Raw genomic sequence first — 11624 nt, 5'->3', positions numbered from 1 at the left:
GAAACAGCGGGTATGCTGATGGCCTGCCTAAGGAGACAGTAAATGGCCTACGATTTTGACCTGTATGTGATTGGCGCCGGTTCCGGTGGTGTGCGGGCTGCGCGGTTTGCCGCCGGTTTTGGCGCCAGGGTGGCCGTGGCGGAAAGCCGTTACCTGGGCGGTACCTGTGTGAACGTTGGTTGCGTTCCGAAAAAGCTGTTGGTCTACGGCGCGCATTATGCCGAAGATTTCGAGCAGGCTTCGGCCTACGGCTGGTCGGCGGGCGAGGCGAGTTTCGACTGGGCCACGCTGATTGCCAACAAGGACCAGGAGATCAACCGCCTCAACGGCATCTATCGCAATCTGCTGGTCAACAGCGGCGTGGCGTTGCATGAGGGCCATGCGAAGATCACCGGTCCCCATGAGGTCGAGATCAATGGCCAGCGCCATACTGCCGAGCACATCCTGGTTGCCACCGGCGGTTGGCCGGTCATCCCGCAGATTCCGGGGCGTGAGCATGCCATCAGCTCCAACGAGGCTTTTTTCCTCAAGGAATTGCCCAAGCGCGTGCTGGTAGTGGGGGGGGGCTACATTGCGGTGGAGTTCGCTGGGATTTTCCACGGCATGGGGGCGCAGACGTCCTTGCTGTATCGCGGTGAGCTGTTCTTGCGCGGCTTTGACGGCGCGGTACGCAAGCACCTGGCCGAGGAACTGACGCGCCGGGGCCTGGATCTGCAGTTCAATGCCGATATCCAGCGCATCGACAAGCTGGCCGATGGCAGCCTGGAGGTGACGCTCAAGGACGGCCGCACGCTGTTGACCGATTGCGTGTTCTACGCCACCGGCCGGCGGCCGATGCTCGATAACCTCGGCCTGGAGAACACCGCTGTCACGCTGGATGAGAAGGGCTTTGTCCAGGTCAATGAAAAATACGAGACCTCCGAGCCGTCGATCCTTGCCATTGGCGACGTGATCGGGCGCGTACAGCTGACACCCGTCGCGCTGGCCGAAGGCATGGCGGTGGCGCGGCGCCTGTTCAAGCCCGAGCAGTACCGCCTGGTGGACTACCGGATGATTCCCACTGCGGTATTCAGCCTGCCGAACATCGGTACGGTTGGCCTGAGCGAGGAGCAGGCCCGGGAAGAGGGGCATGAGGTGCAGATTTTCGAAAGCCGTTTCCGGCCGATGAAGCTGAGCCTGACCGACTGTCAGGAACGTACGCTGATGAAACTGGTGGTGGATGCCCGGACCGACAAGGTCCTGGGTTGCCATATGGTTGGCCCGGACGCCGGGGAAATCGTCCAGGGCCTGGCCATTGCCCTCAAGGCCGGCGCCAGCAAGCGCGATTTTGACGAAACCATTGGCGTGCATCCGACTGCCGCCGAAGAGTTCGTCACCATGCGCACCCCTGCGGCCTGACGCTGTGGAGTAGAAGCTGCCGGGCTGCGGCAGCTTCTACAGATTTTTTCTATCTATACCGTTCCCTGATAGCCAAAACCAATTATTCGCATCAGCTTTGCCAATGAGCCAGGTTGGGCATGAGTGGGTAAGCTTCTCTCCATCAACTTTTCAACCCTGATGGAGAAACACCGATGCCTATCATCAACAGCCAAGTTAAACCGTTCAAAGCTACCGCATTCAAAAACGGCGCTTTCGTCGAAGTGTCGGACGCCGACCTGAAAGGCAAGTGGTCTGTCGTGTTCTTCTACCCGGCTGACTTCACCTTCGTTTGCCCAACCGAACTGGAAGACCTGGCCGACAACTACGCCGAATTCCAGAAACTGGGCGTCGAGATCTACAGCGTGTCCACCGACACTCACTTTGCCCACGCTGCCTGGCACAACACTTCGCCAGCCATCGGCAAGATCCAGTACACCATGATCGGCGACCCGACCCTGACCATCTCCCGCAACTTCGACGTGCTGATCGAAGAAGCTGGCCTGGCTGACCGCGGTACTTTCGTGATCAACCCTGAAGGTCAGATCAAGATCGTCGAAATCAACGACGGCGGTGTAGGCCGTGACGCTTCCGAGCTGCTGCGCAAGATCAAGGCCGCCCAGTACGTCGCTGCTCACCCTGGCGAAGTCTGCCCAGCCAAGTGGAAAGAAGGCGAGGCCACCCTGGCTCCGTCCCTGGACCTGGTTGGCAAGATCTAAGCCCATGGGTCATCCGAGGGCGATCAGCTCTTGATCAAGTAAGCCGCTTCGCCCCCAAAAACGCCCGGGCGAGATTCGCTCGGGCGTTGTTTTTTCTGAAATTCAAAAATGGAAATCGCCCGTATGTTGGACGCCAATCTTAAAGCTCAGTTGAAGTCATATCTGGAACGGGTCACCCAACCGATCGAGATCGTTGCATCCCTCGACGACGGTGCGAAATCCCAGGAAATGCTGGCGCTGCTCAAAGACATTGCCAGTCTCTCCACCCAGATCATCTTGCTCGACAACGGCACCGATGCGCGCAAGCCGTCGTTCTCGTTGAACCGCCCGGGAGCCGATATCAGCCTGCGTTTCGCCGGTATTCCCATGGGCCACGAATTCACTTCGCTGGTGTTGGCCTTGCTGCAAGTCGGCGGCCACCCTTCGAAGGCCAGTGTCGAAGTCATCGAACAGATCCGCGCCCTTGAAGGCGAGTTCAACTTCGAGACCTATTTCTCGCTGTCGTGCCAGAACTGCCCGGACGTGGTCCAGGCGCTGAACCTGATGGCGGTGCTGAACCCGAACATCCGCCACGTCGCCATCGACGGTGCACTGTTCCAGGCCGAGGTCGATGAACGTCAGATCATGGCCGTGCCGAGCATCTACCTGAACGGTGAGAACTTCGGTCAGGGCCGCATGGGCCTGGAAGAGATTCTCGCCAAGATCGACACCAGCGGCATCGAACGCCAGGCCGAAAAAATCAGCGCCAAGGACGCCTTCGATGTGTTGGTGGTCGGCGGTGGCCCGGCCGGTGCGTCGGCGGCGATCTATGCGGCCCGTAAAGGCATCCGCACCGGTGTGGCGGCCGAACGCTTCGGCGGTCAGGTGCTCGATACCATGGCCATCGAGAACTTCATCTCGGTCCAGGAAACCGAAGGGCCGAAACTGGCCGTCGCCCTGGAAGAGCACGTCAAGCAGTACGACGTGGACATCATGAACCTGCAACGTGCCGATGCGCTGATACCAGGCACGGACGGCGCGCTGCACGAAGTCCGGTTCGCCAGCGGTGCGCGCCTCAAGGCCAAGACCGTGATCCTGGCAACTGGCGCCCGCTGGCGTGAAATGAACGTGCCGGGCGAGCAGCAATACCGCAACAAGGGCGTGGCGTACTGCCCGCACTGTGACGGTCCGCTGTTCAAGGGCAAGCGCGTGGCGGTGATCGGCGGGGGCAACTCCGGTGTCGAAGCGGCCATCGATCTGGCCGGCATCGTGGCCCATGTGACTTTGCTGGAGTTCGATGTGCAATTGCGCGCCGACGCGGTGTTGCAGCGCAAACTGCACAGTTTGCCGAACGTGACGGTGGTGACCAATGCCCAGACCACCGAAGTGACGGGCGATGGTCAGAAGGTCAACGGCCTGCGCTACAAGGACCGTCCAAGCGGTGAAGTGCGTGACGTGGCGCTGGAAGGGATATTCGTGCAGATCGGCCTGTTGCCCAACACTGATTGGCTCAAAGGTACTGTCGAGCTGTCACCGCGTGGCGAGATCATCGTCGACGCCCGGGGTGAAACCTCCATCCCCGGTGTGTTCGCCGCTGGCGATGTGACCACCGTGCCGTACAAGCAGATCGTGATCGCCGTAGGCGAGGGGGCCAAGGCTTCGTTGAGCGCCTTCGACCATCTGATCCGGACTTCCGCGCCAGCATAAACAGCCAGGCACTGGAAAAACAAAACCCCATGGGCCTGGCCCATGGGGTTTTTTATTGAGCTTTCATATCCACCACCGAGCCCTGTGGGAGCAAAGCTAGGTTTCTCGGTGGGTCTTAGAGCGGCGCAGGCTGGATAATCTCGACCCAGTAGCCATCCGGGTCCTTGATGAACGCCAGGCTTTTCATGCGGCCGTCGCTCAGGCGCTTCTGGAAGTCACAGCCCAACGCTTCGAAGCGTTCGCAGGCTGCGACCACATCCGGTACCGAGATGCAGATGTGACCGAACCCGCGTGGGTCGGTGTTGCCGTTGTGGTAGGCGAACGCCGGGTCGCTTTCGGTGCCATGGTTGTGGGTCAGTTCCAGGATGCCAGGAATCGATTTCATCCACTCGGTGCGCGCCGCAGCGTCCGCCGGGATCTGGCGCTTGTCCACCAGGGCGAGGAAATACAGGCTGAACTCGGCTTCAGGGAAGTCGCGCTTTTCCACCAGCGAGAAACCCAGTACGCGGGTGTAGAAATCCAGGGACTTGGTTATGTCCTTGACCCGCAGCATGGTGTGGTTGAAGACGAAGTTGGCCGTGGCGGCATCGGGTTGGGCGGTGACGCCCGGGAAAGTGTCGAGTTCGTGCAGGCTCATGGGCCCTCCGGAAAATAAGTGGGGCAAACGACGTCGCAGGGCTTGGCGCGACGGTTCTGTGGCTTGCGTCAAACATGATACGCAGGGTGCGCGGCATCGCCAAACCGTGTGCGGCTATTGCCTGGTGCTGCAGTGAGCTTCAGACTTCGCGATTCGTCCTTGAGTGCAGCGCAATGATTCGACCGTTCCTTTCGTTGTTCGTCCTGTTTTTTGCCATGGCTGCAAATACCGCCGTCCAGGCCGCCGAACCGCAGGTCACCTGGCCCCAGGGCTGGTTCATCGAGCCGCTGCCTGCCGATGCATCTGTCGCGCCGGTGGCACCGGGAACCTCTCGGCAACGGGCGACAAAGAATGACCCGGCAGGCAATGCCGTGATGGTCATGGAACTGACCACCACGCCCACCGAGCCCGGTCATCAAGTCAACTTGCAAGGCGTGCTTCTGGAAATGCGCAAGTCGATCCAGAAGGATTTTTTTCAGGGTGGTTATCAAAGTGTATGCAATAAGATTCATGCATCCCTATTGGGCGGCGTAACCGCCCTGGAAACTACCTGTACGATCACGCAGAACGGCCGACATGTGTTGTCTCAGACACTGGTCGCAGCACTTAATGAAGGTCGGGCTTATGTACTGTCCTATGCGGGACAGGCCCAGGTGTTTGTTGAAAGCCAGGATGAAATACAGGCGGTACGAAATAGTCTGAAACTATAAGGCTATCCACCTAATGCACCAGGCTTACTCCAGAAGTGTGAGTCCATGAAAAAGCCCTGCTATGTTCAGGGCTTTTTTATTCATCCTGGATGTCAGGTACGTACCCAGGAGTCGACGGTGCTTGCGCCGTATTGTTCTTTCCAGGCTTTCAGGCCGCGGTGATTACCGCCCTTGGTTTCGATCAGTTCGCCGGTGTGTGGGTTCTGATAGACCTTGACCACTCGGGCACGGCGGGTTTTAGGCGCCTTGGCCGATGAAGCCCCCGCTTTTGACGGGTTTGGGTCAAGAATTGCGATGATGTCGCGCAAACCCTTGTCGTAGGTCTTCATCAGTGCCTGGAGCTTTTCTTCGAATTCGATTTCTTTCTTGAGCCCGGCATCATTCTTCAGCAATTCCAACTGTTTGAGCTGATCCTGAAGGGCCTTTTCGGCTTTACGAAATTCAACGAGTCTGGACAATTATCGTTACTCCAATCAAATATTTGGCTGAGACCAACCGCAGACAAAGCTATAAGCCAAGCGCTTTGAAGCGCCTCGTGATAAATGACTCTCCTGCTATCCAGCACAGGCAGAAAAATTGTAGTAGTTAAACCGGACAGTGTAAATCGTATCTTTTTCATCATGTAACAAGAGCAAACGTTTTCCTCAAGTTGCATCGCAGTCTGCGCCAGGTCGGTGTGTGTACAAAGTATAGATTCAAATGGGTAATCCGATTGGAAGTTGTGCTTCGCTTGTCGATAGATGGCATTACGATATCGCCCAGTACAACCCAGGCTTTCTTCATTCAATAGCCAAAGCCAATTCGATAAATGCCCGAGTGGCAGGCGAAACCTGGCGACTGTCCAGCACCGCCAGGCCGATCTGGCGCGGTACCGGGGGCGACAAGGGCCGTACGACGAAGTGCGATTGGTCCCCCTGTGGCAGCGAGCCTTCGGAGATCACGGTCACGGCCTCGCCCCGGCTGACGGTGTTCAAGGTGCTGAGCAGCTGTGAACAGCGATAGCGCACATTCGGGGTGAGCCGGGCGGCACTGAACAGGCGAGTGACCAGCTCCGCCGATCCGGCCTCGGTGAGCACGAAGGGGTCGTGGCACAGATCGCTGAGACTCAAGCTGGTTCGGGCGGCGAGGGGGTGGGCGGTGGGAAGGAGGGCGACCATCTGGTCCTCCATCAGGGCAAACGTATCGAAACGGTCCTCAGGCAGTACCACGAAGCCGACATCGATCCGTCGCTCATCCAGCCATTGGATGACTTGCCGGTCCGGCCCTTCGTCGATGTGCACCTCTATCCCCGGATGCAAGGCACGATAGCGCTGCAGGATGGCCGGCAACAGCTTCATCGATGAGGTCGGGCCGAACGAGCCGATGCGCAAAGTGCCACGGCGCATGCCGCGGGCGTCGGCGGCTTCCTGGCGCAGGGTGTTGGCCAGCCCAAGCATGGCGCGGGCGCGCAGGAGCAATTGCTGGCCGATGTCGCTGAGCTCTACCAAGGACTGGTGCCGCCTGAACAGTTCGACCCCCAGTTCCTGTTCCAGCGATTTGATGGCATGGGACACCGCTGATTGGCTGATGCCCAAGCGCGTCGCCGCAGCGGTGAAACCATGCAGTTCGGCCACCAGGGAGAAGATTTCGAGCTGGGTGAGGGTCATGAGGAATTGCTCATTTTACGATGACTTAATATGAGCTGGATAATGGGGCATCCGATTCGAACTGGATAGACACCACCTTGTGGCGAGGGGATTTATCCCCGCTGGGCAGCGTAGCGGCCCCATGTTCTTGCAATACAGCACGTCATTCAAAGGGACCGCTGCGCGCTCCAGCGGGGATAAATCCCCTCGCCACAAGGTGGTGTACCTCGTTTTATTTGTCTGTGGTGAACATGAAAACCCTCGAACACACCTTTTCGACCCCCTCGGACCTGCCGGTCTACCTGAAGCTGTCCATGGTCACCATGATCTGGGGCGGCACCTTCGTGGCTGGCAGGATTCTGTCCGATGCCCTGGCGCCCCTGTTGGCCGCCAGCCTGCGCTTTTTGCTGGCCAGTGTGGCACTGCTGCTGTTCCTCGGCCTGGCGAGGATCCCGCTGGCCAGGCCGACGGTGAAACAGGGTCTGCAATTGGCGGTGCTGGGATTCTTCGGCATCCTTTTCTACAACCTGTGTTTCTTCTATGGCTTGCACTACATCAATGCGTCGCGGGCCTCGCTGATCGTGGCCTTGAACCCGGCGGTGATCGGCCTGGCGTCCTGGTGGTTGTTCAAGGAGCGGTTGAGTCGGTCCAAGGTCGGTGGCATCGCGCTGTGCATCGGCGGCGCGGGGCTGGTCATTGTCAGTCGCGATCCTTCCTTGCTGCAGGCGTCCGCGCAGGGCTGGATTGGCGACCTGCTGATTTTCGGCTGCGTGCTGGGATGGGGCGTCTATTCGTTGTTTTCGCGCAGCCTGAATGAAAGTCTCGGCCCGTTGCAGACCGTCACCTGGTCGATTCTGCTGGGCACGCTGATGCTGTGGCTGGCCTGTGCGGTCGGCGGTGAGGTTCGCTTCGAAGCCCTGCGCGGGTTGGACGGCAGGCAATGGTTGAGCTTGCTTTACTTGGGGGTGTTGGGCTCCGCCCTGGCCTACATCGCCTGGTACGACGGTATTCGCCGGATCGGCGCTACCCGTTCCGGTGTATTCATTGCCCTCAACCCACTGACGGCGGTGCTGTTGGGGGCGGTGCTATTGGACGAACGGCTCACGGCCTTGATGAGCGTGGGCGGCGGGCTGATCCTGACAGGCATTTTCCTGTGTAACAGACCCCTTGCGCGGTCGGCGAAAAAGACGATTTGATAGAGGAGGCGGACAAATCCGGTTACGCTGTGTAGAATCGATTTACGCATATAAGAATAACGTCTTCTGGCAGCAGAAGCCTCGCCCGCAAAAGCCTTGGGTCGACAATGAAGATACTTGGGTTACAACTGATCTATGGCGATTTCCTCGCCCGCAGCGTTCGCGGTATCTCCTGCGCGCCACCTTGCACCCTCAGCATGGCCAGCAACTAACGTTCCGTTAATTGATAAGCATGATGAGGCGCCGACATGGCAGATCTATACGAAAACCCGATGGGCCTGATGGGCTTTGAATTCATCGAATTCGCATCGCCTACACCCAATACCCTGGAGCCGATCTTCGAGATCATGGGCTTCACCAAAGTCGCCACGCACCGTTCCAAGGACGTGCACCTGTATCGCCAGGGCGCGATCAATCTGATCCTCAACAACGAACCCCACAGCGTGGCGTCGTACTTTGCGGCCGAGCATGGTCCGTCGGTCTGCGGCATGGCGTTCCGGGTCAAGGACTCACAGCTGGCCTACCGGCGTGCCCTGGAACTCGGCGCCCAGCCGATCCATATCGAAACCGGTCCGATGGAACTGAACCTGCCGGCGATCAAGGGCATCGGTGGTGCGCCGCTGTACCTGATCGACCGTTTTGGCGAAGGTAGCTCGATCTATGACATCGACTTCGTGTTCCTCGACGGTGTCGACCGTCATCCGGTGGGCGCGGGCCTGAAGATCATCGACCACCTGACCCACAACGTGTATCGCGGCCGCATGGCCTACTGGGCGGGCTTCTACGAGAAACTGTTCAACTTCCGCGAGATCCGTTACTTCGACATCAAGGGCGAGTACACCGGTCTGACGTCCAAGGCCATGACCGCCCCGGACGGCATGATCCGTATTCCGTTGAACGAGGAATCGTCCAAAGGCGCAGGGCAGATCGAAGAGTTCCTGATGCAGTTCAACGGCGAGGGCATCCAGCACGTGGCGTTCCTCACCGACGACCTGGTCAAGACCTGGGATGCGCTGAAGAAGATCGGCATGCGCTTCATGACCGCGCCGCCGGACACCTACTACGAGATGCTCGAAGGGCGTTTGCCGAACCATGGCGAGCCGGTGGATGAACTGCAATCGCGGGGCATCCTGCTGGACGGTTCTTCCAACCCGGACGACAAGCGCCTCCTGCTGCAGATTTTCTCGGAAACCCTGATGGGGCCGGTGTTCTTCGAATTCATCCAGCGCAAGGGCGACGATGGGTTTGGCGAAGGCAACTTCAAGGCATTGTTCGAGTCCATCGAGCGTGACCAGGTGCGGCGTGGGGTGTTGACGACCGAGTAATACCCGAATCCTGTGGGAGCGAGCCTGCTCGCGATGGCGGTGTGTCAGTCACCGATGCACTGACTGACAGGCCGTCATCGCGAGCAGGCTCGCTCCCACATGGGTCAAGTCCGGCGCCGCTGCCGCGTCAGATGCTTGAAGCCTTCAAACACCAACACCGCCACCGCCAGCCAGATGGGGATGTAGGTCAGCCACTCGGCGGCCTTGATGCTTTCCCCCAACAGCAGCGCAACCCCCAGCAGCAACACCGGTTCGACGTAGCTCAATAACCCGAACAGGCTGAACGGCAACAACCGGCTGGCGACGATGTAGGTCACCAGCGCTGAGGTGCTGATCACGCCGAGCACGGGGATCAGCAGCGATAACCATGGGTGTTGATCGAAAACGGCGAAACCTTGTTCACCGCTTTGGACGAACCAGAGGGCGACCGGCACGATCAGGGCCATGTCCAGCCAGAGGCCGCCCAGGTGGTCGGTCCTAAGGCGTTTGCGCAAGATAAAATAGATCGGATAACCCACTACCACCAACAGGGTCGCCCAGGAAAAGCCGCCGACCTGGATCAGCTCGTTGAGCACGCCGAGGGAGGCGAGGAAGACGGCGATTTTCTGAAAGTAGGACAAGCGTTCGCCAAAGAACATGCGCCCGGTCAGGACCATCGACAGCGGCAACAGGAAATACCCCAGCGACACATCCAGGCTGTAGCCGTTGAGCGGCGCCCACATGAACAGCCACAGTTGCAACCCCATCAACGCCGAAGAAGCCATCGCCCCGAGCAACAGGCGCGGCGTGGCGATCAGGCGCCGGACCAGTTCAGTGACCCGCGTCCACTCCTTTGCCATCAGCATGAACACGGTCATGCAGGGCATCGTCAGCAACATGCGCCAGCCAAAGATTTCCAGGCCGCTCAATGGAGAGAGCAGCGAGGTGTAGTAATACATGACGGCGAACAGCGTGGAGGCCGAAACCGATAGGGCGATGCCTTTGGACACGATAACTCTCTGGAAAATGAGACAGCACCAGAACAATGAGCGCAACACTGTGGGAGCAAGGCTTGCCCGCGATGAAGTCAACGCGATTCACCTGGGAATCGAGGCGCCTTCGTCGCGGGCAAGCCTTGCTCCCACTGCCCGGCACACCACAATGAGGTTCGCTGTACGCAGTGGTTTTATGACGTCCGCGGCACACGCCCCGGCACGAAATGCCCCACGTCATTGAACCCCGGTGTCGACGCATGCCCCGGCGTCACCAGCGAATCGATGAAGGCTTCGTCCTCGGCGGTGATGGTCACGGCTTGCGCCTTGGTGTAGCCATCCCACTGCTCCTCGGTGCGCGGCCCGACGATGGCCGAGGTGACGGCGCGGTTGTTCAGCACCCAGGCGATGGCGAACTCGACGATACCCACGCCCCGTTCCCGGGTGTACTGCTGGATCTGCTGGGCAATGCGCAGGGACTCGACCCGCCATTCGGTTTCGAGGATGCGTTTGTCCTGGCGGCCGGCGCGGCTGTTGGCGTCCGGCGCCACGTCCGGCGCATATTTGCCGCTGAGCACGCCCCGAGCGAGGGGGCTGAAGGGCACCACGCCAAGGCCATAGTTCTGGGCTGCGGTGATTTGCTCGGTTTCCGCCTGGCGGTTGACGATGTTGTACAGCGGCTGGCTGATCACCGGCCGGTCGATGCCCAGGCTGTCGGCGATGCGGATCACTTCGGCGATGCGCCAGCCACGGTAGTTCGACAGGCCCCAATAGCGGATCTTGCCTTGGCGGATCAAGTCGCCGATGGCCGACACGGTGACGTGCAGCGGTGTGTTGTGGTCTTCGCGGTGCAGGTAATAGATGTCCAGGTAATCGGTGCCCAGGCGGGTGAGGCTGGCCTCGATGCCATTGAACAGGTGCTTGCGGCTCAGGCCGCTGCGGTTGGGCACGCCGTCCGCCGGGCCGAAGCCGACCTTGGTGGCGAGCACCCATTCCTGGCGGCGACTGGCAATCGCCTCGCCGACGATTTCTTCGGAGCGTCCGTTGGTGTAGACGTCCGCCGTGTCGATGAAGTTGATGCCCTGGTCCCAGGCCTTGTCGATGATCCGCAACGAATCCTCGGTGCTGGTCTGTTCGCCGAACATCATGGTGCCCAGGGTCAATGTCGAGACGTGTAACCCGGAGTGACCCAGTGTGCGGTAGCTCATGACAAGATCCTTTTTATCGATGGGAAAGGCTCAATCAAACCCCAGAACGACCGCACGGATCAAACACATTTATCAAACACCCAGGAACCCATATGGGCGGGCCTCTGTGGGAGCATGGCTTGCCCGCGATG

11 protein-coding genes are annotated in these 11624 nt (G+C 59.5%); 6 read left to right on the top strand and 5 right to left on the bottom strand.

Annotated features, from left to right (window positions below; all coding sequences use genetic code 11):
* Positions 1 to 42 precede the first annotated feature (42 nt).
* The 3 genes from gorA (at position 43) to ahpF (ending at position 3821) form a co-directional block, all read left to right on the top strand.
* Positions 43 to 1398 (top strand): glutathione-disulfide reductase, encoded by a 1356-nt coding sequence (gorA, locus tag ACODTO_RS24430; RefSeq protein WP_139648645.1) that lies wholly within the window; start codon positions 43 to 45, stop codon positions 1396 to 1398.
* Positions 1399 to 1571: 173 nt separating this feature from the next.
* A complete protein-coding gene (ahpC, locus tag ACODTO_RS24425; RefSeq protein ID WP_020294651.1) occupies positions 1572 to 2135 on the top strand; it encodes an alkyl hydroperoxide reductase subunit C in 564 nt (187 codons plus the stop codon).
* A 123-nt stretch (positions 2136 to 2258) separates the two neighbouring features.
* Positions 2259 to 3821, top strand: coding sequence for an alkyl hydroperoxide reductase subunit F (ahpF, locus tag ACODTO_RS24420; RefSeq protein ID WP_139648647.1), 1563 nt, complete (start codon positions 2259 to 2261; stop codon positions 3819 to 3821).
* 115 nt (positions 3822 to 3936) lie between these two features.
* Here ahpF and gloA read toward each other — a convergent pair whose 3' ends face one another.
* Complete coding sequence (gloA, locus tag ACODTO_RS24415; RefSeq protein ID WP_139648649.1) at positions 3937 to 4458, bottom strand: lactoylglutathione lyase; 522 nt, start codon at positions 4456 to 4458, stop codon at positions 3937 to 3939.
* A gap of 173 nt (positions 4459 to 4631) precedes the next feature.
* Here gloA and ACODTO_RS24410 point away from each other — a divergent pair, with 173 nt between their 5' ends.
* Positions 4632 to 5168 carry a DUF4946 domain-containing protein gene (locus tag ACODTO_RS24410; protein ID WP_139648651.1) on the top strand — a complete coding sequence of 179 codons (537 nt, stop codon included), beginning with the start codon at positions 4632 to 4634 and terminating at the stop codon, positions 5166 to 5168.
* 92 nt (positions 5169 to 5260) lie between these two features.
* Here the strand turns inward: ACODTO_RS24410 and ACODTO_RS24405 are convergent, their stop codons facing one another.
* Together ACODTO_RS24405 and ACODTO_RS24400 are read right to left on the bottom strand one after the other, a co-directional pair.
* A complete protein-coding gene (locus tag ACODTO_RS24405; protein WP_139648653.1) occupies positions 5261 to 5626 on the bottom strand; it encodes a histone-like nucleoid-structuring protein, MvaT/MvaU family in 366 nt (121 codons plus the stop codon).
* A gap of 321 nt (positions 5627 to 5947) precedes the next feature.
* Positions 5948 to 6814 (bottom strand): LysR family transcriptional regulator, encoded by an 867-nt coding sequence (locus ACODTO_RS24400; RefSeq protein WP_489107186.1) that lies wholly within the window; start codon positions 6812 to 6814, stop codon positions 5948 to 5950.
* A 230-nt stretch (positions 6815 to 7044) separates the two neighbouring features.
* Between ACODTO_RS24400 and ACODTO_RS24395 the strand changes: the two genes are divergently transcribed.
* Both ACODTO_RS24395 and hppD read left to right on the top strand, forming a co-directional pair.
* Complete coding sequence (locus ACODTO_RS24395; RefSeq protein ID WP_489107185.1) at positions 7045 to 7989, top strand: DMT family transporter; 945 nt, start codon at positions 7045 to 7047, stop codon at positions 7987 to 7989.
* Between the two features lie 248 nt (positions 7990 to 8237).
* Positions 8238 to 9314 (top strand): 4-hydroxyphenylpyruvate dioxygenase, encoded by a 1077-nt coding sequence (gene hppD, locus ACODTO_RS24390; RefSeq protein ID WP_139648659.1) that lies wholly within the window; start codon positions 8238 to 8240, stop codon positions 9312 to 9314.
* Between the two features lie 104 nt (positions 9315 to 9418).
* Here the strand turns inward: hppD and rarD are convergent, their stop codons facing one another.
* Both rarD and ACODTO_RS24380 read right to left on the bottom strand, forming a co-directional pair.
* A complete protein-coding gene (rarD, locus tag ACODTO_RS24385; RefSeq protein ID WP_139648661.1) occupies positions 9419 to 10303 on the bottom strand; it encodes an EamA family transporter RarD in 885 nt (294 codons plus the stop codon).
* 176 nt (positions 10304 to 10479) lie between these two features.
* Positions 10480 to 11493, bottom strand: coding sequence for an aldo/keto reductase (locus tag ACODTO_RS24380; RefSeq protein WP_175386756.1), 1014 nt, complete (start codon positions 11491 to 11493; stop codon positions 10480 to 10482).
* Between the last annotated feature and the right edge of the window lie 131 nt (positions 11494 to 11624).

The sequence above is a fragment of the Pseudomonas sp. FG13 genome (genome assembly GCF_057809755.1).
The sequence above is the reverse complement of the archived record's forward strand: the minus strand, read 5'-3'. Positions and strand labels throughout refer to the sequence as shown.